The 21265-nt window shown below is 69.1% G+C and carries 23 protein-coding genes and 3 pseudogenes; 13 read left to right on the forward strand and 13 right to left on the reverse strand.

Annotated elements, in window-relative coordinates; translation table 11 throughout:
* The first annotated feature begins 58 nt into the window (after positions 1–58).
* Positions 59–928: a helix-turn-helix domain-containing protein gene (locus tag OG622_RS49450; RefSeq protein ID WP_371583939.1), complete on the forward strand. Its 870-nt coding sequence runs from the start codon at positions 59–61 to the stop codon at positions 926–928.
* A 24-nt stretch (positions 929–952) separates the two neighbouring features.
* On the opposite strand, the gene OG622_RS49455 is transcribed toward OG622_RS49450, so the two are convergent.
* The 5 genes and pseudogenes from OG622_RS49455 to OG622_RS49475 all read right to left on the reverse strand — a co-directional run.
* The gene (locus OG622_RS49455; protein ID WP_371583940.1) at positions 953–1309 is read right to left on the reverse strand and encodes an alcohol dehydrogenase catalytic domain-containing protein; all 357 of its coding nucleotides are present in this window, start codon (positions 1307–1309) and stop codon (positions 953–955) included.
* A gap of 374 nt (positions 1310–1683) precedes the next feature.
* Positions 1684–2754 carry a DUF418 domain-containing protein gene (locus OG622_RS49460; RefSeq protein WP_371583941.1) on the reverse strand — a complete coding sequence of 357 codons (1071 nt, stop codon included), beginning with the start codon at positions 2752–2754 and terminating at the stop codon, positions 1684–1686.
* A 147-nt stretch (positions 2755–2901) separates the two neighbouring features.
* On the reverse strand, positions 2902–3912 hold the full coding sequence (locus tag OG622_RS49465) for a YdcF family protein (protein WP_371583942.1): 1011 nt from the start codon (positions 3910–3912) through the stop codon (positions 2902–2904).
* Positions 3913–3981: 69 nt separating this feature from the next.
* Positions 3982–6003, reverse strand: coding sequence for an FtsX-like permease family protein (locus OG622_RS49470; RefSeq protein WP_371583943.1), 2022 nt, complete (start codon positions 6001–6003; stop codon positions 3982–3984).
* A 125-nt stretch (positions 6004–6128) separates the two neighbouring features.
* Positions 6129–6815, reverse strand: a pseudogene (locus OG622_RS49475) (ABC transporter ATP-binding protein); the annotation flags it as partial.
* A gap of 212 nt (positions 6816–7027) precedes the next feature.
* Here OG622_RS49475 and OG622_RS49480 point away from each other — a divergent pair.
* From OG622_RS49480 to OG622_RS49505, 6 genes are all read left to right on the forward strand, one after another.
* Positions 7028–8215 carry a sensor histidine kinase gene (locus OG622_RS49480; RefSeq protein WP_371583944.1) on the forward strand — a complete coding sequence of 396 codons (1188 nt, stop codon included), beginning with the start codon at positions 7028–7030 and terminating at the stop codon, positions 8213–8215.
* Positions 8212–8904, forward strand: coding sequence for a response regulator (locus OG622_RS49485; protein ID WP_371583945.1), 693 nt, complete (start codon positions 8212–8214; stop codon positions 8902–8904). The genes OG622_RS49480 and OG622_RS49485 overlap by 4 nt, the downstream gene beginning before the upstream one ends.
* 222 nt (positions 8905–9126) lie before the next feature.
* The gene (locus OG622_RS49490; protein ID WP_371583946.1) at positions 9127–9540 is read left to right on the forward strand and encodes a zinc ribbon domain-containing protein; all 414 of its coding nucleotides are present in this window, start codon (positions 9127–9129) and stop codon (positions 9538–9540) included.
* A 162-nt stretch (positions 9541–9702) separates the two neighbouring features.
* Positions 9703–9942 (forward strand): hypothetical protein, encoded by a 240-nt coding sequence (locus tag OG622_RS49495; RefSeq protein WP_371583947.1) that lies wholly within the window; start codon positions 9703–9705, stop codon positions 9940–9942.
* A complete protein-coding gene (locus tag OG622_RS49500) occupies positions 9942–10319 on the forward strand; it encodes a fic family toxin-antitoxin system, toxin component (RefSeq protein ID WP_371583948.1) in 378 nt (125 codons plus the stop codon). Before OG622_RS49495 ends, OG622_RS49500 begins: the two co-directional genes overlap by 1 nt.
* 289 nt (positions 10320–10608) lie before the next feature.
* Positions 10609–11373 (forward strand): alpha/beta fold hydrolase, encoded by a 765-nt coding sequence (locus tag OG622_RS49505; protein WP_371583949.1) that lies wholly within the window; start codon positions 10609–10611, stop codon positions 11371–11373.
* A gap of 68 nt (positions 11374–11441) precedes the next feature.
* Here the strand turns inward: OG622_RS49505 and OG622_RS49510 are convergent, their stop codons facing one another.
* The gene (locus tag OG622_RS49510; RefSeq protein WP_371583950.1) at positions 11442–12290 is read right to left on the reverse strand and encodes an alpha/beta fold hydrolase; all 849 of its coding nucleotides are present in this window, start codon (positions 12288–12290) and stop codon (positions 11442–11444) included.
* A 91-nt stretch (positions 12291–12381) separates the two neighbouring features.
* Between OG622_RS49510 and OG622_RS49515 the strand changes: the two genes are divergently transcribed.
* Complete coding sequence (locus OG622_RS49515; RefSeq protein ID WP_371583951.1) at positions 12382–12888, forward strand: MarR family transcriptional regulator; 507 nt, start codon at positions 12382–12384, stop codon at positions 12886–12888.
* Positions 12889–12895: 7 nt separating this feature from the next.
* A complete protein-coding gene (locus OG622_RS49520; protein WP_371583952.1) occupies positions 12896–13789 on the forward strand; it encodes an IS982 family transposase in 894 nt (297 codons plus the stop codon).
* Between the two features lie 8 nt (positions 13790–13797).
* Here OG622_RS49520 and OG622_RS49525 read toward each other — a convergent pair whose 3' ends face one another.
* Positions 13798–14988, reverse strand: coding sequence for an IS110 family transposase (locus OG622_RS49525; protein WP_371583953.1), 1191 nt, complete (start codon positions 14986–14988; stop codon positions 13798–13800).
* A gap of 583 nt (positions 14989–15571) precedes the next feature.
* Here OG622_RS49525 and OG622_RS49530 point away from each other — a divergent pair.
* The gene (locus OG622_RS49530; protein ID WP_371584484.1) at positions 15572–15772 is read left to right on the forward strand and encodes a hypothetical protein; all 201 of its coding nucleotides are present in this window, start codon (positions 15572–15574) and stop codon (positions 15770–15772) included.
* Positions 15773–16598: 826 nt separating this feature from the next.
* Positions 16599–16985, forward strand: a complete 387-nt coding sequence (locus OG622_RS49535; protein WP_371583954.1) for an ester cyclase — start codon at positions 16599–16601, stop codon at positions 16983–16985.
* Positions 16986–17060: 75 nt separating this feature from the next.
* On the opposite strand, the gene OG622_RS49540 is transcribed toward OG622_RS49535, so the two are convergent.
* Positions 17061–17441, reverse strand: a complete 381-nt coding sequence (locus tag OG622_RS49540; protein ID WP_371583955.1) for a hypothetical protein — start codon at positions 17439–17441, stop codon at positions 17061–17063.
* 90 nt (positions 17442–17531) lie between these two features.
* On the opposite strand from OG622_RS49540, the gene OG622_RS49545 reads away from it, so the two are divergent.
* Entirely contained in the window at positions 17532–17759 is a 228-nt protein-coding gene (locus OG622_RS49545; RefSeq protein WP_371583956.1) for a DUF4240 domain-containing protein, read from the forward strand.
* A 43-nt stretch (positions 17760–17802) separates the two neighbouring features.
* Here the strand turns inward: OG622_RS49545 and OG622_RS49550 are convergent.
* From OG622_RS49550 to OG622_RS49560, 3 genes and pseudogenes are all read right to left on the reverse strand, one after another.
* Positions 17803–18093, reverse strand: a pseudogene (locus tag OG622_RS49550) (RNA-guided endonuclease InsQ/TnpB family protein); the annotation flags it as partial.
* Between the two features lie 67 nt (positions 18094–18160).
* Positions 18161–18643, reverse strand: coding sequence for a transposase family protein (locus OG622_RS49555; protein ID WP_371583957.1), 483 nt, complete (start codon positions 18641–18643; stop codon positions 18161–18163).
* Between the two features lie 107 nt (positions 18644–18750).
* On the reverse strand, positions 18751–18972 hold the full coding sequence (locus OG622_RS49560) for a hypothetical protein (protein WP_371583958.1): 222 nt from the start codon (positions 18970–18972) through the stop codon (positions 18751–18753).
* A 17-nt stretch (positions 18973–18989) separates the two neighbouring features.
* On the opposite strand from OG622_RS49560, the gene OG622_RS49565 reads away from it, so the two are divergent.
* Positions 18990–19472 (forward strand): hypothetical protein, encoded by a 483-nt coding sequence (locus OG622_RS49565; protein ID WP_371583959.1) that lies wholly within the window; start codon positions 18990–18992, stop codon positions 19470–19472.
* On the opposite strand, the pseudogene OG622_RS49570 reads toward OG622_RS49565, so the two are convergent.
* A pseudogene (locus tag OG622_RS49570) lies at positions 19464–20247 on the reverse strand (IS5 family transposase). The gene OG622_RS49565 and the pseudogene OG622_RS49570 overlap by 9 nt on opposite strands.
* A gap of 74 nt (positions 20248–20321) precedes the next feature.
* The gene (locus OG622_RS49575) at positions 20322–21014 is read right to left on the reverse strand and encodes a ScbR family autoregulator-binding transcription factor (RefSeq protein WP_371572265.1); all 693 of its coding nucleotides are present in this window, start codon (positions 21012–21014) and stop codon (positions 20322–20324) included.
* Between the last annotated feature and the right edge of the window lie 251 nt (positions 21015–21265).

Raw genomic sequence — 21265 nt, forward strand, 5'->3', positions numbered from 1 at the left:
GATGTAGGAGGAATCTCTTCTCCTCACAACGCCGGGCTTTTGTGCGAGGTTGGAGATCATGAATCGCAATCCTCATCTGAACGAGCTGGGTGAGTTCCTCAAGGCTCGCCGTGCCGAGGTCAGTCCTTCCGAGGTCGGACTCCGCGGGGGGCAACGGCGGCGGGTGAGCGGTCTGCGCCGTGAGGAAGTGGCGCTTCTTGCCGCGATCAGCACCGAGTACTACACGCGGATCGAGCAGGGCCGTCTCCAGGCGTCGGCTCTTCTCCTGAACGAGATCGCCCAGGTGCTCCGCCTGAACGACGACCAGCGCACCTACCTTTTCGACCTCGCGGCGAAAGAGAGAGTGTGCCCGCCCATGTCGGGCGACCGTCAGCAGGTGGACACGCAGCTGCAGCGCATGCTGGACGACCTCACTGCCTCGCCGGCTGTCGTCATCGGCCGGCGCACCGACATCCTGGGCTGGAACCAGCTCGCCGCCGCTCTGTGGACCGATTTCGAACGCTACCCGGAGCAGGAGCGCGTGTTCGTCCGGCTGCTGTTCACCGACCCTTTGATGCGAGAGCGATACGTGGACTGGGAGGAGGTCGCCCGGCTGGCCATCGCTCACGTGCGTATGGAGAGCGCGCGCTACCCCGGCGACCCGCGCCTCATCGCTCTGGTCGAGGAGCTCTCCGCCCGTGACGCGCGGTTCCGGCAGTGGTGGACCGCGCATGACGTCGCGATGCGGGGCAAGGGCGTCATGAAGATTCGTCACCCGGTGGTGGGCGAGCTGGCACTCGACTGGAACACGCTCACGTGTGGCACGGACCCCCACCAGCCCATCATCGTGTGGACTGCCGAACCCGGTTCCCCTTCGTACGACGGGTTGCGCCTGCTGGCCTCCTGGGCGGCGGACCAGAAGCGGACCGCGTCCGACACCGTCGCGTAGCAGTTGTCCTGGACGTCCACCTGTTCAACCAGTCGCGGATGTTCGCCCGTGCCGAACGATGTGCGTTGCCGGCCCAACACGGCCTTCGTCACGAGCGACTTGCTGGGTGGCGCGATCTACTCGGCCGCCGCCCCGGTGCTGTGGACGGCGCCCCACCGGTGCAGTGGCGAGCGGGCGCTGATGCTCGCGACAGCATCGGGGCGGCTTCGTCCAGGGTGACGCTGTCAGGGATACGGACGACGAAGTCCTCGCGGTGACGGCTCCCGCGATCTCGTGACCGGGGACCGCAGGATAGTGCGCCGGGCCCCAGTCGCCATGGCCGTGGTGGATGTTCGAGTGACAGATGCCGACGTAGTTGATCTCGATGAGGGCATAGGGCATCGTGCGGGCCGACTTCGCGGCGTTCGAAGGTGGTCTGGGTGAGCGGTTCGGTCGAGGACGTCGCGGCGTACGCGTTGACGGTGGGCACGATTCTACGAACGAGGTGCATCTGATCGCTGTCTCGACGACAGTTGTCTCGGCGTGCCTGTGATGTAGCCCTTGCCGTCACAGCTCCGTCGCACAAGGCGCCATTTCTCCTCCCCGCCAGGCGAGGTGTTGCCTCACCTCCACGGCTCCCGAAACATTCGCGGCGGGGTGGCGCGGGTTGTTGGAGGTGTAGACACTGCCCCCGACGTTCTGTCTGACCCGGCCACCTCGCGTCGTCGCCCCGTTTTTTCCGTCGCGTACGTCGGCCCCCTACGTGGGCCCCCGCCTCAGGCGGCTGCCGCTCGGGGGCGGGTGATGGGCACGATGGTCCACCAGGTGACGCAGCGCAGGCACCACTCAAGGGGGCCGTAGCGGAAGCGGCGCAGCCACCAGTGGCTGAAGACGGCCTGCGCTGTGAGGATTCCCGCGGCCAGCAGCATGGCGGTGCCCCAGCGCGCGGAGTCTCTGAGGCCGAGCAGCGGGGTGGCGGCGGTGACCGCGAGTGTGGCGGTGAGGTAGTTGGTGAGTGCCATCCGGCCGAGCGGTTCCAGCACTGCCGACAACGGGCGGCCGAGCGGCGTGCGCAGCAGGAGCAGCAGGGCGGTGGCGTAGGCGAGGGCACCGAGCAGTCCGGCGCCGGCGGCGATGCGGGTGGCGAGCGGCCCGACCGGCGGATAGGTGTACTGCCACCACACCGCGGCGGCTGCCGCCGGGGCCGCCACGGCGAGAACGGCGGCCAGTTGGCCGGTGCGGCGGTCCAGGGTGTGGGCGATGCCGAGGCGGGCGACCGCCAGACCGAGCAGGAACAGACCCGGGATGCTGACAATGCCGCCGCTGACCAGGGTGACCGAAGCGACCGTACCCAGCAGGCCGCCGGTCAGCACCAGCCAGGTCGGCAGCCAGGTGGCAGGCAGCAGGATGACGAGTCCGATGATCGCGTACGGCTCCAGCGCCTCACCGGGCTGGAGGAGTTGGTGGGCTGCGCCGAGCAGGCCCAGAGCGATCAGCCGGCGTACCAGGAGCAGCCGGGGGTGGTGCGAGCGCTGGGCGGCGCTGTCCAGGAAGACCGCGAAGCTCAGCCCGAAGAGGAAGGAGAAGATCGGGAAGAAGCGTTCCTGGACGAACAGGTCCAGGAACTTTGCGATGGGGTACCAGTGGAAGGTGTCGTCTACCTCCTTCATGGGCGTGATCTGGTTGATGTTCACCAGGAGGATGCCGCAGAGCGCGAAGCCGCGCAGGGCGTCGAGCGCGGTGATCCGCCGTGCGGTTTCCCGTCGGGGTGCCGGTGCCGGTGCCGGTGCCGGTGCCGGTGCCGGAGCCGGAGCCGTGTCGCCGAGCGCCGAAGTCGTGAGATTCATAGGGCTCACGATGCTGCCGAGTGGCGGCTGCGCGCTTCGGCCCGGCGGCCGATCGGCCTCGGCCCCCGGGCCGATCTTTCCGCATGGAGCCCGGCCGCGGAGACGGTTCCGAGGCGGGCCCGTACCGCGCGGTTCGAGGACGGGACCTCAGGAGAAGAGAAGGAGTCCCATCAGGGCGAGCAGCGCGCACGAGCCGAGGTTGACCGCCCGGTAGTGGAGGAAGATCGCGGCGAACTCGCGAATGGTCGCGCTGGGCCAGAAGTAGGCGGCGGTGGGCGAGCCGATGACCTGGCCGTTCATGCCGGTGCGCCGGGCCGTCAGGGCGGCGCGGAAGACGTGGAAGTTGTTGGTGACGACCACACACCGGTGGTCCGGCTCGCGTTCCCGCATGAGCGCCCTGCTGAAGCGCAGATTCTCCTCCGTGGTACGCGAGCGGTTCTCCCGTACGACATGCCGCTCCGGGACGCCCCGGGCGATGAGGTAGTCGGCCATCGCCTCGGCCTCGGGCAAATCCTCGTCGGGGCCCTGGCCGCCGGAGGTGACCAGCACGGGCGGCGTACCCCGCGCCGCCTGCGCCTCGTACACCGCGCGCGCCCGGTCCAGTCTGCTCGCCAGCAGGGGCGGCACCCGGGAGCCGCCGACCAGACCGGAGCCGAGGACGACGACGAAGTCCACGTCGTGACGGACCTTCAGCCATGCGTAGAGGAAGGCGTAGGCGAGGAACGACAGGAAGACGTACGAGACGTAGCCGACCACGGGGAGGACCGCTCCGGCGACGCGCCGCAACGGCGCCGAGTCGAGGTCGGCGGCCGTCACGGTGAGCGTGACGCAGCCGAGGACGGCCAGCCCCGCCAGCCCGGAGAGCAGGTTGGCGGGGCGTCGGCCCTCCTTGCGGACCATCGTCACTCCGTTCGCGATCAGGAAGAACGCGAGGGCCAGCACCCCCAGAGCCAGCAGCATGACAGCGAGGATCACCGCTGCGATCAGTGGTGCGGGCACGCTGCCGACTGCCACTTGGGCGAGTAGCGCCAGGGTCAGCAGGACGAGGGACACTCCGAGGAGGACGGCGTTGCTGAAGCGGCGGGGGTCTTGCCGCGTCCGGGCCAGGAAGAGCAGGAAGGCCAGCCCGGCGAGGATCGTGAGAATGACGGTCTCCATGGGTTGTTGTCGCCTTTGCTGATCGGCGGGGCGTGCCCTGGCCCGGGATGCGGGTATGGCGGTGGCCTGTTACTCGGGGCGTGGGTCTGCCTGCTCCGTGACCGACCTCAGCAGCGGGCGGCTGAGCGCGCCGGCCGCTAGCAGTCCCGCGACGCCGACGCCGAAGCACAGGGCGAGCAGGGCCAGGCCGCCGGTGTCGACGCTTGAGCCGCTGCCGAGGGTGAGCGGGGCGGCGGTGAAGATGCCGGTCAGGGCGGCTCCGCCGGCGAGGACGGCCACGGGGAGGAGGGTCTCCTTGCGGCGGGCCGCGTCCAGGGTCCGCAGCGGTGTGCCCGCGAGGCGGAGCAGGCCGTAGGTGCGGCGGCGGTCCAGGACGGAGGCGGCCGCGGTGATGCCCGCGGAGGCGATCGCGGTGATGAAGGTGACGCCGAGGACGAGCCGGGTGGCGTTGGAGAAGTCGTCTGAGAACAACCTGGTCGACCAGTTGATGTCGGTTCCGGTGACGGGGTACTGGCCGGGTACGAGGGACGTCAGCGCGGTGCGGGCGCGGTCCAGCTTCTCGGTGCCGCCGGGCACGTGGGCTACGACCTGCACGGTGTTCTCGCCCCCCGGGGCGACCCAGTCGGTGTCCGTGCCGATGGTGGCGGTGATCCCCGCGTGTTCCAGGCGGTGCCGCGCATCCTGTTGGACCACGGCCACCCGGCTCTTGGGAACGGACACGGCGAGGGTGTCCGGATGTCCCCACGGCGAGGCGCCGGAGATCCCGAAGAGAGCGAAGAACCCGGCCACGAATCCGGCGAGGGTGAGCCCGGAGACCGTACGCCAGCCGCTCTTGGGATCGTCCAGCAGGCGGCGGCCGGCCAGCAGGGTCGCCGGCTTCCGGGCAAGTGCGCAGATGATCCGCCCGAGGACGCCGACCACCCACGGGCCGATCACGGACAGGGCGAGGAAAACCAGGGCGAAGAACACCAGAGGGCCGTTGACATCACTCTTGTGCTCCTGGGTGAACAAGCTGTAGCCCACGATCACCGCGACGAAGGCCAGGGCGCGCAGGAAGCTCATGCGGGGTGGCTGGGAGCGGCGGGCCACGCCCAGCGGGCCGACGACGACCTGGCGCAGCCCGACGAGCGCGCTGACGACCACCATGGCGACGACACCGGCGAGCACGGCGAGCAGCACCGGGAGCCCCACCCACAGGTCTGCCGCGTACCAGGAGCCGCCCGCCACGGACACCTGCGCGGTGGCCGGCAGGAGCAGTCCGTATCCGATGGTGCCCAGCAGCGCGCCCGCCGCACCGGTGAGGGCCGCCTCGGCGGCGGTCATCCCGGCGATCCGGCCCGGGGTGGCGCCGATGAGCCGCAGTGCGGCGAGGCGCTGGTCGCGGCGGGAGACCGACAGGCGGGCGGAGGAGGCGCCCAGGACCAGCAGGGGGACGACGACGAGGATGGTGGCGATCTTCGCGAGAGCCACGTACCCGCTGCCGATGCCGTCGGTCGAGCGCCGTCCGGTGAAGTCGGCGACCCTGGTGGGGGTGACGGTGTCGCCGGGGCGGCGCGGATCGTCTTCGCGCGGGGTGGTGACGGCGACGGCGGTCGGCCTGTGGCCGACGACCGCGACCAGTTCGCCGGGGTGGGCCAGCGCCGCGCGGCCGAGGGTTCCCGCCGGAGTGCCGGGGACGGGATGCCGGTCGGCGGGAAGGCGGTGGAGGAGGTCGGCGAGGGCCGGGGACATCCACACCTCGCCGGGCTCGGGGAAGCGGGGCATGCCGGGCGGGGCGGGCGCCTTCCTGCCCGGGAGCTGTGCCACGTCGACGACCGTGACGGGGGTACCGCCGCTGAAGGTGGTGCCGACCGCCTCGACGGCGACCGGAGCCGCGGACTTGACGGGGGTGCGCCAGTCGATACGGTCGGCTCGCTGCTGGAAACCGAGGTTGACGGCCACGCAGATCAGCAGGAGCGCGGTGCTGATGGCGGCCGCGGCGACGGACAGGGAGGTGGCCAGCAGCCCGGTGCGGCCTCCGGCGCGGGTCAGCCGCCAGGTCAGGGTCCAGGTGGTGCGGTCCAGGGCCGTCCTCGGGTTCGGTGCCCTCATCGGTCGTACCTCGCGTCCGCGTCGAATCCGGCCGGGTATCCGGCGGTGCCCCAGCAGGCGAGGCCCGCCGCCTCGGCGGTGTGGGCGACGGCGTTCGTGGCCGCGGTCCCGTCCGGCGTCCGGTGGTGCTCGGTGAGGCGGCCGTCGCGGACCCGGACGGTGCGGTCGCACCAGCGCGCCACGTGCTCGTCGTGGGTGACCACGACGAGTGCGGCTCCCTGCCTGCGGGTGATGTCGACCAGCATGCCGATGACCTCCATGCCGGTGACCTGGTCAAGTGCGCCCGTCGGCTCGTCGGCGAAGATCACCTGTGGGCCGCCGACCAGCGCGCGGGCGATGGCCACACGCTGCGCCTGCCCGCCGGACAGCTGTCCGGGCCGCCGCTCCTCCATGCCTGCCAGGCCCAGCGGCGGGAACCACTCCCGCGCCTTCTGGACCGCCTGGCGGCGAGGCATGCCGCCGAGCATCAGCGGCAGGGCCACGTTCTCGTCGGCGGGCAGCTCCGGCAGCAGTTGGCCGGACTGGAAGACGAAGCCGAAGCGGCTCCGGCGCAGCTCGCTGCGGTGCGGCTCGCCCAGCTGGTCGACACGCTCCCCGGCGAGCAGCACCTGACCCTCGTCGGGGCGCTCGATGCCGGCGAGGCAGTGCAGCAGGGTGGACTTGCCCGACCCGGACGGGCCCATGATCGCCAGCGACTCGCCCGCCGAGACGGACACGTCGACACCGGCCAGGGCGCGGGTCAGGCCGTAGGACTTCCTCAGACCGGCGCCCACCAGGACGGGGGAGGCGGGGTTGGTGCGGTACGAGTTCATCGGGCGACCTCGACGGTGACGAGGGCGCACAGGACGAGGCACAGTCCGGCGAGCGCCGCCAGAATTCCTTGGAGAACGGTGAGAATCTGCATGCCGTCGACGATCCGGCCGGACGCGTGCCCGTGTCTTCGGCCGCCGGGCCGGTCCGGGGTGGCCGGCATCGGCCTGCGGGCCGACCCGTTGCTCGGCCGTACATCCGTACTCTTTGCGGCGTGGAACCCGATACCCCGCTCTCCCCGGCCGTCCGGCGCGCCATCACGGTCTCCCTCTGCGTGGGCCTGGCCCTGGTGTGGTTGTTCGACCTGGCGGCCCACTACGACCCGCAGAACCGCTGGTCGAGCTGGCTGACCCTGGTCTCCGGCCCCCTCGCCGCCGCCGCGCTGCTCCGTCCCGCCCGCCGGCCGGGCCCCGAATGGCGGGCCGGCGCCGCCGCGCTGGGCTCCCTGGCCCTGACCGTGGGCCTGCATGCATATGCCCGTCTCAACAGCGGTACCTGGGGCCTGCTGGAAACATTCGCCCTGCTCGTGCTGCTCTCCCGGACCGCGCGGCGGGTGGAACGCCCTGCCACCGCCATGACGCTGTCGGTGGCGCTGGCCGCCGCGGTGATCGCTTTGCCGCTGCGCTGGAGCACGGGCCCCAACATCTCCGAGTACTCCTTCGTGCTGACGTTCGCCGTCGGCGGTGTCGTGGGCCTCGGTTGCTATCTGCGTCTCCTGGACTCCCGCCGGGCCCGGGCCGTGACCTACGTACGCCACAACGAGCGGCTGGAACTCGCCCGGGAACTGCACGACTTCGTCGCCCACCACGTCACCGGCATCATCGTGCACGCCAACGCCGCGTTGGTGATCCAGGAGTCCTCGCCGGAGCAGATCAAGCCCCTGCTGGAGGGCATCTCCCGAGCCGGCGGGGAGACCCTGGACTCCATGCGCCGTCTGGTGCGGGTGCTGCGCGAGGACGACCACCAGGCCACCCGCCCGGGTGAGCTGCCGGCCGAGCTGAAGCGCTTGGTCTCCGCGTTCGCCGAAAACGGAACCGACGCGACGCTGTACGTCGCGCCCGAGGTGCGCGGGATCCGGCTGGCTCCCGAGGTCGAGACGTCCGTCCACCGCGTGGTGCAGGAGGCGCTGACGAACGTGCGCCGCCACGCCCATGGTGCGGACGTCGTCGTCCGCCTTGAACTGGACCCCCAAGATCACCTCCGGGTGGAGGCGCGCAACACGGCGCCGCAGACGCGCGCCACCGGGCCGATCGGCGGGCGGAGCGGCTTCGGCCTGGTGGGCCTGCGGGAACGCGTCGAAGCCGTGGAGGGGTCGCTGACCAGCGGTCGGACAGCGGACGGCGGCTGGTGCGTGAGTGCCGCCTTCCCCGTCCTGGCGACTGTGGAAGGATCACCGGCATGAGCGGTGACAGTGGAGGGAACGGGGCCCGGACGCGGGTACTGATCGCCGACGACCAGGAGATGGTCCGCACCGGCTTCCGGCTGATCCTCGGCAGCCAGCCCGACCTCGAAGTGATTGGCGAGGCCGCCGATGGCGCCGAGTGCGTCGAACTCGCCCGCAGGATGCGCCCCGACGTGTGTCTCGTCGACATCCGCATGCCCAAGCTGGACGGGCTGGAGGTCACGCGGGCCCTGGCCGGGCCGGGCGTCACCGACCCGATGCGCGTGGTCGTGGTGACCACCTTCGACCAGGACGACTACGCCTACACCGCCCTGCGCAACGGCGCCTGCGGCTTCCTCCTCAAGGACGCCGGCTCCACCCTGCTGATCGAGGCCGTGCGCGCCGCCGCCCGCGGTGACGCCCTGGTCTCCCCGGCCGTCACCGTCAGGCTCCTCAAGCACCTCGCCGGACAGCAGCCGCCGGCAGCGGTCCCGCATCCGCTCTCCGAGCGGGAACTCGACGTCGTACGCCTGGTGGCGGTGGGCCGCACCAACCAGGAAATCTGCGGCGAACTGTACGTGTCCCTGGGCACGGTCAAGACCCACCTGGCCAACATCAAGGACAAGCTCGGCGTGCGCAACCGCGTCGAGATCGCCGCCTGGGCCTGGGACGCCGGTCTCGTACGCGACCGCCAGTCACCGCCCGCCTGATCTGTTGGGCGTCCTGCGGGCCGACCCCTGCCGCTCCCTCTCGGCCGACAGGCCGAAGCGCAGCCGCCCTCCGGTCAAGACTGACTGTCTCGGTCAAGCGTGAGGGCCGTCGGTGGTTCGTCGTACTGACCGCCGAACAGGACCAGCCTGAGCCGCTGCCCGCGACCGGCAGCGTGGCCGGCATCGACCTGGGCATCGCGCACTTCCTCGCCGACTCGGGCCGTGGGTTCGTCCCCAGACCCCGCCAGGCCACGGGGCAAGGCCGCTGCGAAACTGCAAGCCGCACAGCAGGCGCTGTCCCGGTTCCCGCGCCGCAAGGCCGAGGACCACACCGCCAACCATGGGGTAGCGGCGAAGGCCGGGCTCAACCGTTCGATCAATGATGCCGGTTGGGGGGTGTTCCTGACGGTCCTGCCCGCCAAGGCCGAGAGCGCCGGACAGGAAGTGATCGCCGTGGACGCCGGCAACACCTCCCGCACCTGCCCCCAGGGCGGGCATGTCTCGGTGGGGAACCGGCCCACCCGGGAGAAGTTCCACTGCCTTTCGTGCGACCACAGCGCGTACGCGGACACGGTGGGCACAGTCAACGTTCTCCGGGCCGGGCTGGTCCATCGCGAAGCCCAACCACCGGCATAGCGAGAAGCCCCTGGCTCAAGCCGGGGGAGTCACTTTCCTTTTCTTGCGCCCCGAGTCCGTACGGGGCCGCGGCACAGCTCGCGCTTCCGATCGGACTGCGCAGTAGGCCGAGGTCGCCCACGCGGGCACCCCACTCGCGGTAACAGCTGTTACCATGCCCGTATGGCGAAGACACAGCTGGGCGCCCGCGTGGACGAGGACGTCGCGGAACTCGCGAAGAGGCGCGCCGCCGACCTGGGACTGAGTATCGGCGACTACCTCGCCAGGCTGGTGCAGGACGACACCAGCGGCCTGCGCGCCCGAGCGGTGGACGCGGCCGCCCGCTTCCTGGCCGAACACCAGGCGGTCTTCGACGAGGCCGAACAGGACCAGCAGACACCCCGCGGAGCGCACGCGGCCTGATGGACCTGAACATCGACGTTCCATGGATCCTGCAGGTCGCCGAGGCCGCCGGAGCGGACGACCCGGCCCCCGACGACTACGGCGTTCCCATCTCGGCGGTCGCCCGCCACCGGGCCGAGCTGTTCGAGCAGCCCGTCTATGGCGGCCCCTACGCCAAAGCCGCCGCCCTGGTGCACACGCTGGGCCGGTGCCGCTGGCTGGAGCGCTCCAACATGGCTGTCGCCGCGGCCTCGGGCGTCATGTACCTCGAAGCCGCCGGAATCAGCGTCAAGCCCGGCCGCGAGGACGCCATCGCCCTCAAGGACCTGCTCCTCGACCCTGCCTGCACAGCTGGGAAGATCGCCGCTCTGCTGCGGACCTGGCCAACCGCCACCTGACGCCCGCAGGACTGCTGGGCGCCCGGCACCGAGGTTGGCCCGCGTGGTGGCGGAGGCGAACCGGGAGCAGCAGCATGATCGTGAGCCTGGACCCCTGCTCTCCGCCCGAGCGGAGTTGCACCGTGACCAACCCGTTCCAGCTGACCTCACCGCCTCTGCTCTCCCTTTGCTTTCCGCGTGACAGCGGCCAGCGCGCCCGTATGCGGCCGCTTGGCTCAGTGACTGTGGGTGACGAGGAAAGGTCGACTCGGAGCTACCGGAAGTGAGCGTTCACGTAGACTCGCCGGCCATGGACGACCGTGTGCGGGGCAGCTTCGAGGTGAACGAGCGCAGGCTCTCCTATCTTGATTTCGGCGGGTCGGGCCCGGTTCTGATCACTCTGCACGGGCATTTCAGCGAGGGCGCGGACTTTGCTCCACTGGCCGAGCGGCTGGGCTCCCCATGGCGTGTGATCGCGCTCGACCAGCGGGGGCATGGCGAGTCCGACCGGGCCAGCGACTACGAGCGCAGCAGCTACGTCGGTGACATCACAGCGTTCCTCGACCACCTCGGGCTGACGGAGGTGGCACTGCTCGGTCATTCCCTGGGGGGTGTGAACGCCTACCAGTTCGCCGCGCGGCATCCCGACCGCGTCACCGCGCTCGTCGTCGAGGACATCGGAGCGGTCTGCGACATCGACCTGACCTTCGCAAAGAGCCTGCCCGACCGCGTCGCGACCCGAGACGGGCTCGTCGAGGCCCTGGGCACCGCCGCGCCGTACCTGGAGCGGACCTTCAGAGAGCGAACAGAGGGCTGGGGCTTCTCCTTCGCCACGGCCGACACAGTCCGGTCCCAGCAAGCACTGTCCGGTGTTTATTGGCACGACTGGTTGAGCGTGCGATGCCCGACCCTGCTGATCCGGGGCACGCGCAGCGACGAACTGTCGGCCCCCCACGCCCGTGACATGGCAGCGAGGCGATCGATCCCTCTCATCGAACTGCCTGCCGGACACGTCGTTCACCATGACCAGCCGGACGCCTTTGCCGAATGCGTCCGGCGGTTCCTAGCCGAGTGAGTCCGATGTCTTCTTCTAGCCTCCAGTGGTGCTGAGTCCAGGAATGATGTGGAACCTCCCACCCCGGTTCAGGGCTTGCCGAGGAAGTCCAGGAGCATGCTGTTGAGTGCGACGGCCCGGGCGAATGGGACGCTGTGGTGCGACAGGCCGGGGAGTGCCGCGGTCTCGACGTGTGGCAGGTGCAGCCGTGCCGCCGCCTCGACGCGCCGAATGTCGTGCGCCCTGCTGTCCCCGGCAAGCAGCACCAGCGTCGGGATCGTCGAGCTCCGCAGTTGCCGGGACCGCGGGCGTTTGCCCACAACGACCTTCGTGCGCGGGAATTCGGCGGCGAGCCCGTATAGGTCCAGCCATGCAGGGTCGACTTCCGCGTCGCGGGTTTCCCAGGCGAGGAACGCGCGGGCCCGTTGGGCGGTGGGCCGGATGAGCATGGGAAGGGCGCGTAGCAGGTACCCAGCCTTGAACCCAGCGAAGCACTGGGTGGGATCGAGGAGAGCGAGCTTGCGGACCCGCTGCGGCGTGCGCAGCGCATAGGTGAGGGCAATCCATCCGCCATAGGAGTGCCCGCACAGGTCGGCGCGGCCCAGGCCCAGGCCGTCGAGTACGCCGTCCAGCCAGTCGAGAAGGTCGTCGACGGACCGGACGGGGCGGCCCCCGCGCAGGCTGCGGCCTGCCTCGCCGATCCGGTCTACGGTGTAGAGGCGCCGGGTGCGGCTCAGGTCGGCCACGTTGGCAAACCACACTGCCGAGGTGGCGCCGCCGCCGTGCAGCAGCACCAGCGGCTCCCCGTCCACGGGGCCGCACGCGGTGACCCGGGTTGTGCCGTACACCGACGTCAGGTCTATCCGGTCGACGGGCACGGGCCAGTGGTCCAGGACGGCGTCGTACGCCGCCAGAAAGCGAGTCAGGTCTTCTGCCATGGGACGCCCTCAGAGAAATAAGCCGCTGAGCAAGTATCTCGTTGAGCGAGATACTATGCATGTTGGATCGATCACGGAAGGGCGGAATGGCATGGACGAAGGAGAGCCTGGACTGCGGGTTGTGCGTCAGCTACGTGCCATCACTGTCGAACTCGACCTGCTCGGAGCCGAGTTCGCGCAACGCAACAGCCTGCACCCGACCGACCTGCGTGCCCTGATCTGCCTGTTGGATGCCGCTCGGGCGCACACGCTCGCGACGCCCGGCTGGCTCGGGCGGCAGCTCGGCTTGAACTCTGCGGGCACCACAGCCCTTGTCGACCGGCTCGAGAGGCTCGGCCACGTGCAGCGCACACGCGACAGCCGTGACCGACGCCGTGTGCTGCTTGAGGTTGATGAACGGGCAGTCACCCTCGGACAGTCGTTCTTCGGACCGCTGATCACGGAGGTCGTCGCTGCCACGCGGACCTTCTCCGACACGGAGCTGGCAACAATCCAGCGCTTTCTGCTGAACGCGCACGAGGTCGTCACCGCACAGCGAGACCCTTCGAGCTTGCTCACCCGAAGTCCCGTACCGCAGAAGAAGCGAGGACCTCAATGATCTGTTTGTGACGACAGACCTCGAGACCCTCTTGACCGCACTGTATGTGAAGATCGACGACGACATCGGAGGGACTCGATGGATGGGGCGACCGCCCCGTCTCAGCGACTCCGAGCTCCTCTGCCTGGCGGTGGCCCAGTCGCTCCTTGGCCACCGCTCCGAGGCACGCTGGCTGCGCTTCACCCGCAAGCGGCTGTCCGGCATGTTCCCCTACCTGCCCCAGCAGTCGGGGTACAACAAGCGACTGCGAGCGGCGCTACCCCTGGTCAAGCGGCTGATCCGGGAGCTGGCCATGGACAGCGACCTCTGGTTCGACAACCACTGGATCGTCGACTCCACGCCGGTGCCGTGTGGGATGTCCCGCCCGATGGTCCAACGTTCGAACCTCGCCGGGTGGGCCGGGTACGGCTACTGCGCCTCCCACTCGCGGTTCTTCTGGGGCCTGCGCCTCTATCTGGTCTGCACCCCGACCGGCATGCCCATGTTGTGGGCGCTGGCCAACCCGAAGATCGGCGAACGCGAAGTCCTGGCCTCGATGCTGGAAATCGACGCCGACCTGGTCGCCGAACGCGAGGGCATCCTGCTCATCTCGGACGAGGGCTTCGCGGGCAAGGCGTTCGAGAAGGACCTCGCCGGGCAAGGCATCGAGTTGCTGCGGCCGTCCCGCAAGCGGGAGAAGGCCCGCTATGGCGAGCCAATGCTCAAGAAGGTCCGCCAGCTCATCGAATCGGTCAACGACACCCTCAAGGGTCAGCTCGACCTGGAACAGCACGGCGGCCGCACCTTCGAGGGCGTCGCCATCCGAGTCGCCCAGCGCATCCTTGCGATGGCCGCGGCGATCTGGCACAACCGCAAGACCGGAGCCCCGATCACCCGATCCCTGATTGCGTACGATTCCTAATCTCTTTGTCAAGCGGCGTTCGTGACGGGGGGTATGGATTCGTAGCACCGTCCGTCGCGCAACAGGGCCCACAGGACGTTGACCCGGCGTCGGGCGAGGGCGAGGACGGCCTGGGTGTGCCGCTTGCCTTCGGCGCGTTTGCGGTCGTAGAAGCGGCGGGATTCGTCACAGCAGCGGATGCTGATCAGCGCGGAGGTATAGAAGACGCGCTGGAGCCGCCGACTGTAACGTCTGGGCCGGTGTAGATTGCCGCTGATCTTGCCCGAGTCGCGTGGAGCCGGGGCAACGCCGGCGAACCCGGCGAGGCGGTCCGGGCTGTCGAAGGCTGTCATGTCGCCGCCGGTGGCGGCGAGGAACTCGGCGCCGAGCAGGGGGCCGATGCCGGGCATGCTCGCGATCACCTCGGCGTGTTTGTGCTCGCGAAACCGGGCCTCGATGACCTTGTCGGTCTCGGCGATCTGCTCGTTGAGGCGCATCACCTCCTTGGCGAGCGTGTGCACGAGCTGGGCCGTCGGCTTCTCCCCGGTCACGCTGGTGTGCTGGCTCTCGGCGGCCGCCAGGGCCTTCTCGGCGAGTTGGGCAGCACCGCGGACCTTGCGGTTGCGCAGCCAGGTCTCCAGCCTCCGAGCCCCGGTTCTGCGGATGGAGGCTGGGGTCTGGTAGCCGGTCAGCAGGATCAGCGGGCCGGTATTCGTGAGGTCCAGAGCCCGGTCCAGAGCGGGAAAGATGCTGGTGAGGTGATTGTGGAGCCGGTTGATCACGCGGGTGCGGTCGTCGGCGAGGTCGCGGCGATGGCCAGTGTGGACCTTGATCTCGGCGACCAGTTCGTCACCGGGCCGCAAGGGCTGCAGGTCCCGGCGGATCCGGGCCTGGTCGGCGATGATCGCGGCATCCTTGGCGTCGGTCTTGCCTTCGCCCCGGTAGCCCTCGGAGGCGCGGCTGACGGCTCGGCCGGGGATGTAGAGCGTGTGCTGTCCGTGGTTGAGCAGCAGATCGATCAGCAAAGCGGCGCCGCCGTCGGCCAGGTCGATGCCCCAGGTGACCTCGTCGCCCAGGGCGAGCACGTCGGCCAGGAGCTTCAGCAACTCCGACTCGTCGTTGGCCACTCGCCGCGACAGCAGCCGCTTGCCGGTGCCGTCGATCACCACGCAGTGGTGATGGGTCCTGCCGGCATCGATGCCGGCCCAGATCGCTGTCACGCGCTCTCCACGGGTCGCTTGCCTGCCTGCACCACAGACGACCTCGCTGGCGAGTCCCTACTCAGCGATCGGATCGCAATTCCTGATCAGCAGCCGAGTCGTCGTGGGGCGTCGGGCGGCGAATCGTAAGAAGCCACGGACGGCAGACCACTGAAAGCCACACCCGACACCCCTGGGTGAGCCAACCCTACGAATGGCTCGCTCATCCCGATCAACAAGGTAGGGACCACTGATCACATCGGACACACTCGTCTAGCCCCCGTCGACATCATCGCCAACCCATAGCTCACCGGCTCTGCCGCCCGGATGGCAGTCGCCACGCCGTGCGCCGATCGGCCGCCACCGACACCCGCTGCGGGCGGACTGCGCCACTACAACCAGTGACGATCGCGGCTGGCTGACTCACGAGCAACTGGCCGCTATCACCCTGCTCTCCGAGTGAGCGGAGGTGAACCGCCGCAGCGCCAGGCGGACCGGCGCCGCCGTCGGCACGACTGCACTGCTCTCCGCGCGAGCGGAAGTGAACCGTACGAACGGTGCTGGCCGCTCTGGCCCTGCGGCGGGCCCGGGAGGAGCATGGGAGATGAGCGACCAAGGGAGGCCCGCCATGAAGACCGGAGCCTCGGAATACGACCGCTGGCTGTACTCGCACACGCCCTCCCAAGCCGAGGGCGAGCGCGATGAACCGACCGAGCGCGCGGCAGCGGAGCAGCACCCGGACGTCCCCAGGACCGAGCCGTCCCAAGCGGAGGGCGAGCGGGTGGACGACTTCCGGACCACATGACCGCCGATAAATGATCAATGAAGTGCACGTGGAGGTGCGCGCCACTGATCTACTCCGAGATCACCCCGGAGTGCCGTACCAGGGTTGGAGAAGGAGCAGGCCCTCGACGTGCTCATACAGCGTCGGCTTCGCCTGGCCGTCGGTGATCTCCTTGCCCTGGACGCCCCGCGCCCTGGACGTCCTGGACGCCCTGCGCCCTGGACGCCCTGCGCCCTGCGGCACCCACTTGTGAGAGGGCGGTTCGTAAAGTGATGTCCGTTTCCCGGTGAGGTTGGTGCAGGGCAGCTGGTCGCGAGGGCTCGGTCGGCTACTGCTGCCTGGTTAAGTTGCCGGCGTCGGCCTCGGTGAGGACGTCGAGCTTGACGAGGCGTTTCAGCTTGGCGCTGGTGCCTTCGAGGTTCTTCGGCAGCAGTTCGTGGGCGAGGCCTTCGCGGACATCACGGGCCCGGAGGGGGGCGGTGGCCTCGTCGAAGACGGCGAGGCGGCGTGGGCCGGGAGACGGCCGGCGAGAGCAGTGATGCTCTTCCGGGTGATCGTCAGGTGTTCGTCATCGCCGACGCGACGCGACGCGCTCGCTGCCGCACACGCCGCGCCCCGTTGTCCGCTGTGACGTTCACGGCTGACGGCGTGTGCCGGTGCTCGACTGGTAAGCCGCCACACGATCCCACTCGCCTCGGAACTCGCTTGTGGTCTCTTGATCACCCCGATACGATTACGATCGTAAGATAATGAGGTTGTCCATCGCTGGGCGGAGTTGCTCCGTCCATCCACATTGGAGAAGCACGTGTCTTCCTCGAACGTCGAAACCCAAACGTCCACCACTGACTTGCACCAGTTTGCCGATGAGTTGATCAGGCAGCTCAACCTGCGGGACGCCGACGGCGCGTTCGCCCTGTTCGCGCCGGACGCCCGCTTGTACGCCGCCGACGGCACCACCACCGGCGTCGAGGAGAACCGCGCGGTGGTGGCGTCGGTCTACGACGCGTTCCCCGACGTCACCTTCACGCCGGTCCGTGTCGTCGCCGAGGATGATTGGTTCGCGATCGGCTTCATCTGGGCCGGCACGAGCACCCGGCCCTTCAACGGCACTCCCGCCACCGGCCGATCCATCAAGGTGCTGGAGTTCCGTATGTTCAAGGTGGTCGACGGGAAGATCGCCGAGGCCTGGGGCCTCATCGACCTGGCGTCGCTCTTCGCTCAGTTGCAGTCCTGAGAGGACTACATGAGTTGATGCCTGTTTCACCCTCTCGGGAGGGGTAAGCGGGCCAGTCGTGGCGTCGCCTGGCGGCTACGGCCCCGGCTGGGTGAACAAGCCTTGCTTGGTCTCGACCAGGATCCCGCGCTCGGTCAGCCGCTTGAGTTTGAGGCGGGTGTTGTTGATGGTGTAGGGCGCGATCTCCGGGTCCATCGCCTCGTACACCTGCCGCGCCCGCAGCGGCACGTCGGCCGCGGCGAACAGCGCCATGATCTGCTGGTAGGCCGGATGGGCCGGCAGCTTCGGGGTCGGCGGCGCGGGCGGTGGCGGATCGGGCAGCTCCAGCAGCGTCTTGCGGGTGATCCGGACCTCCTCGGCGGCCCGGCTGAGCTCGTTCAGCCGTGCGGTCAGCTGCGCGATCTGCTCCCTCGTCGCCCCGGCCTGCGCGGCGATCTCCCGTTCCCACGCCTCCAATCGGGCTCTGGCCGCAGTTCCGTGAAACGGCCAGGTGTCGGCAGGGCGGCCAGTATCGATTGTCATCGGGTCGCGGCAGAGTGCGCGGTCATGGAGATCGACACGTTCTGGGACGTCATCGAAGCCGCGCAAGCCGGGGCTGCCGCAACGGGCGAGCTGCTTGACGAGGTTCTCGTCAAGCAGCTCGCGGAGAGACCGCGGCAGGAGATCCTGGAGTATGCGGAACGCTTCGATGAGCTGCACGACGCCCTGTATCGCTGGGATGTGTGGGCGGCTGCTCACCTCATCGGGGCGGGCGCTCCGACGACAGTTTCGTGACTTCTCCCCCCGGATAAATCCGGGGGGCTTCTCCTGTCGGCGGCTAGGCCACGTCGGAAAGGACCAGCCCGGCCCTGACAGCGACGTTGAGTGCGCCGATCTGATCGGCGTTGGCGGTGTGACCGCACTGGGTGCACTCGAACTTCTCTTGTGTGGTGCGGTTATCGCCGGACACGTGCCCGCAGGCGGGGCAGGTGCGGGAGGTGTTGCGGGGGTCCACCGGGATCAGCTTGCGACCGGCGCTTTCAGCCTTGTGCGCGAGGATGCCCAGGAACACCCCCCAACCCGCGTCGTGGATGCTCTTGTTCAGGCCGGCCTTCGCGGCGGCTCCATCAGCTCACGCAGCCGGACCGCGACCCGCCAGGACGGTGCCGTAGGTGCAGCCCTTGCGGAAGGCGAACTCATCCACCCCCAGCACCCGCGGCGCACGGTCCGGAAACCGCGGGCGCCACGAGCAACCTGAGCAGCCGGGTCCGGCCCGCAGCCATCCGTAGGCGGCGGCACAACCGTGCGGCCGGACGGCCGTCGAGCTCGATCGCGATCGACCGCAGCCAGCCTGTCAGTCCGGTGCTGGAGCGGCGGCGCCGCTCGGATAGGCCCGCCACCTGCTCGACGAACGTCTTACGGGAACAGCTATTCCGGTCACAGAAGTACCGGCGGACCCGCAGCCGGACCATGACCCGACGGGACGCTAACGGCCTTTCGTCCAGAGAGCGTTGGTACATGCCGTGTATGCGCCTCGCCTGCTTCCGGCAGTCCGGGCACCGGCCCGGCCCGGCAGTAGACACCGCCTCCACCACGAGGACGTCGGAGGAGTCGCTGACGCGTCCCACTCGCACATCGATCCCGGGAAACAGCACAGCCTCGACCGCCTTGCTGGACATACTCTGCCGAAACGATCCCTCGCTCACTCCGCTGACCTGGGGATTCACGGAACTGCGCCAGAGCCTCCAATCGCGCCAGCACCGCCCCGCGGGTCAGCCCCCGCCGGTCATGTGCTGCGCCAGGCCCCAGCGGTGGCCCCCGTCAGCCAGCGCAGTAGCACCGCGGTCATCACCCAGTACACCCGCGACTCCGAACTGCGCGGCAAGCGCTCATAGTCGCGCACCAGCCTGCGGTGCAGCAACAAGATCCCGTAGGCGCACTCCACGATCCACCGTTTGGCAATCGGCACGAAACCGGTCTGGGCCGGGTTGCGCTCGACGATCTCCACCCTGCAGGGATACTGCTGTGGTGCTGTTGACGTGGATTGCTGAGGTGGCGGACGAGCCTCTGGTGCTGGAGCCGGCCGACCGGCGGGTGGAGTGGGAGACCAACACCTGGTCGCTGGGTGCGGCTGACGAGGACAGGAGTTCGTTGTCCGTCGCTGAGGTGGTGGCGGCCTTCGAGCGGACTGCTGCTGCCATCCGGGAACGCATTCGCGATCTGGGCTTCTCCAGGGTGGCGACGTTCTATGTGTGGCACGACAAGCAGGCAGGACAGCTTCGGTGCTCGACCGGTTCTGTGTCCCCGGATGCGTTGCCGTTCAGCGGTACCTATGTGGCTTCCGACGACCTCGGTCCGGTCGTCGAGGGATTTCTGGCCGACGGCGAGCCGGGCTTCATCGCCTGGTCGGACTTGGACGAGGTGCAGAGCCTCTCGGAGAAGACCGAGACCGAGCCGGAGATCATGCCCTTCGGTGTCTGGGGCAGCAGTGTCGGAGCTTCACGCTGACTGGTCCTGCTTGTCCGCACGGACGAGTCGGCGGTGGCAGATGAGGGCTGCGGCTATGCCGGCGAAGGCGAGGAAGTGTTCTGTCTTGCGTTCGTAGCGGCGGTGGAGCCGACGGCAGCCGGCGAGCCTCAACAACCCATCGGTGGCGGCCGAGCCGCTGCGAGGACTCGATCCCTTTGCGGGCTGTGCGGTGGCGGATGCCCCGCTTGCGGAGCCATCGGCGCAGGTGGTCATAGTCGTAGCCCTTGTCGGCGTGCAGCTTCGCCGGGCGGCGGCGACGGGGTCCGCGGGGAGAACGAATGGGCGGGATGCCACGCACGAGCGGCTGAAGGCCCTGGCTGTCGTGCATGTTGGCAGCCGAGATGCCCAGCGACAGCGGGAGTCCGTTCCGGTCCGTGATCAGGTGAATTTTCGATCCCAGCTTGCCGCGGTCGGTCGGATTCGGTCCGGTCAGTGGCCCCCTTTTGCTGCCCGGAGGTTGACGGAGTCGATTGCGCACCGTGACCAGTCGAGCTCGCCGCGGGCGCCGAGTTCGTCCAGGACGACGCGGTGGAGCCTTGCCCAGACGCGGGCCCGGCTCCACTGAGCAAACCGTCGGTAGACCGTCTGCCAGCTCGGACCGAACACTGGTTGGGAGCTGCCGCCAAGTGCAGCCCGAGGTGGCCACGAAGATGATCGCGGCCAGGGCCTCGCGGTCACCGGCCCGCCGTCGGCCACCACCCTGCGGACGTATCACCTCCGTTGGTGGCACCACCCGCCGAAACAGCACCAACAACTCGTCCGGTCGTGGTTTCGTGTTCTGTTGGCAGCGCGTGGGCCGGCGGGGTGGGTGGGTGGTTGTGGGTGGGGTTAGTTGGTGGTTGTGGTTTCGTGTTGCTGTTGCTGTTGCTGTTGCTGTTGCTGGTGTTGTTGTTGGGTTTCTTCGTAGACGGTTGCTCCGCGGGAGGCGGAGAGGCGTAGTGAGGCGATTACGGAGGGTTGTGCGAGGCTGGGGAGCAGGTGGCGTAGTAGTTCGCTGGCGCGTGTCATGAGGTCTTGGTAGTCGCTGAAGGCCTGGGACATGGACTGGATGCCGGCGAAGGAGCCGACGATGACGTCGGAGGTTCGGGCGGGGATGACGTGGGGGAGGAGTTCGCCCTGGGTCTGGGCTTTTTCGAGTAGTTCGCGTACGAGTTCGCTCCAGCGCAGGAAGGGGCCGGTGCGGTCCAGGCCGGTGGCCATCTGGTCCATGGCCAGGCGGACGCTGGCGCGGACCATGGGGTCGGTCTGCAGGCGGTGGGAGTGCAGCATGACGACGTCTACGAGTTCCTGGAGTTTGCCGGGCCGGTGGGGGATGGTGAAGTGGCTGTCCTGGGCGTCGAGGACTCCCAGTGCGAGTTCTTCCTTGGACTTGAAGTGGAAGTACAGGGCTCCCTTGGTCACTCCGGCGCTGGTGAGGATCTGGGAGATGGTGGCGGCCTGGTAGCCGTGGTCCTCGAAGACCTTGGCCGCGGCCAGGAGGATGGCCCGGCGTGTGCGGATGGCTCGGTCCTGCTTGGCCATGCGGCCTCCATGTGTCGTGCGGCTGGCGCGCGTTCCAGCTCTTCAAAAAAACCGTCCAGTTTGTATATTACAACGGCGGGGGTGCGGGGCGGCCCGTCCGCGTCTGCCGGGCGGAGGGCGGGAGGGTGTCCGGCCGGACCCGGTGCAGGCGGCGCCGGGCGTCTTTGCGGTTCCCCGGCAGGCGTCCGGCCTTTGCGTGCCCGGTGCCTGCCGGGGGCCGGAAGGTCCGGTGTGTGCTGGCGCCCGTGGCG

The organism is Streptomyces sp. NBC_01314 (genome assembly GCF_041435215.1).
Lineage (GTDB): Bacteria > Actinomycetota > Actinomycetes > Streptomycetales > Streptomycetaceae > Streptomyces.

What these genes read in the sequence shown, in the direction of transcription:
- OG622_RS49450 (WP_371583939.1), top strand. Translation starts at nt 59, where the DNA reads ATGAATCGCAATCCTCATCTGAACGAGCTGGGTGAGTTCCTCAAGGCT.
- OG622_RS49455 (WP_371583940.1), bottom strand. Translation starts at nt 1,309, where the DNA reads ATGCCCTATGCCCTCATCGAGATCAACTACGTCGGCATCTGTCACTCG.
- OG622_RS49460 (WP_371583941.1), bottom strand. Translation starts at nt 2,754, where the DNA reads ATGAATCTCACGACTTCGGCGCTCGGCGACACGGCTCCGGCTCCGGCA.
- OG622_RS49465 (WP_371583942.1), bottom strand. Translation starts at nt 3,912, where the DNA reads ATGGAGACCGTCATTCTCACGATCCTCGCCGGGCTGGCCTTCCTGCTC.
- OG622_RS49470 (WP_371583943.1), bottom strand. Translation starts at nt 6,003, where the DNA reads ATGAGGGCACCGAACCCGAGGACGGCCCTGGACCGCACCACCTGGACC.
- OG622_RS49485 (WP_371583945.1), top strand. Translation starts at nt 8,212, where the DNA reads ATGAGCGGTGACAGTGGAGGGAACGGGGCCCGGACGCGGGTACTGATC.
- OG622_RS49495 (WP_371583947.1), top strand. Translation starts at nt 9,703, where the DNA reads ATGGCGAAGACACAGCTGGGCGCCCGCGTGGACGAGGACGTCGCGGAA.
- OG622_RS49500 (WP_371583948.1), top strand. Translation starts at nt 9,942, where the DNA reads ATGGACCTGAACATCGACGTTCCATGGATCCTGCAGGTCGCCGAGGCC.
- OG622_RS49505 (WP_371583949.1), top strand. Translation starts at nt 10,609, where the DNA reads ATGGACGACCGTGTGCGGGGCAGCTTCGAGGTGAACGAGCGCAGGCTC.
- OG622_RS49510 (WP_371583950.1), bottom strand. Translation starts at nt 12,290, where the DNA reads ATGGCAGAAGACCTGACTCGCTTTCTGGCGGCGTACGACGCCGTCCTG.
- OG622_RS49515 (WP_371583951.1), top strand. Translation starts at nt 12,382, where the DNA reads ATGGACGAAGGAGAGCCTGGACTGCGGGTTGTGCGTCAGCTACGTGCC.
- OG622_RS49530 (WP_371584484.1), top strand. Translation starts at nt 15,572, where the DNA reads ATGAGCGACCAAGGGAGGCCCGCCATGAAGACCGGAGCCTCGGAATAC.
- OG622_RS49545 (WP_371583956.1), top strand. Translation starts at nt 17,532, where the DNA reads ATGGAGATCGACACGTTCTGGGACGTCATCGAAGCCGCGCAAGCCGGG.
- OG622_RS49555 (WP_371583957.1), bottom strand. Translation starts at nt 18,643, where the DNA reads ATGTCCAGCAAGGCGGTCGAGGCTGTGCTGTTTCCCGGGATCGATGTG.
- OG622_RS49575 (WP_371572265.1), bottom strand. Translation starts at nt 21,014, where the DNA reads ATGGCCAAGCAGGACCGAGCCATCCGCACACGCCGGGCCATCCTCCTG.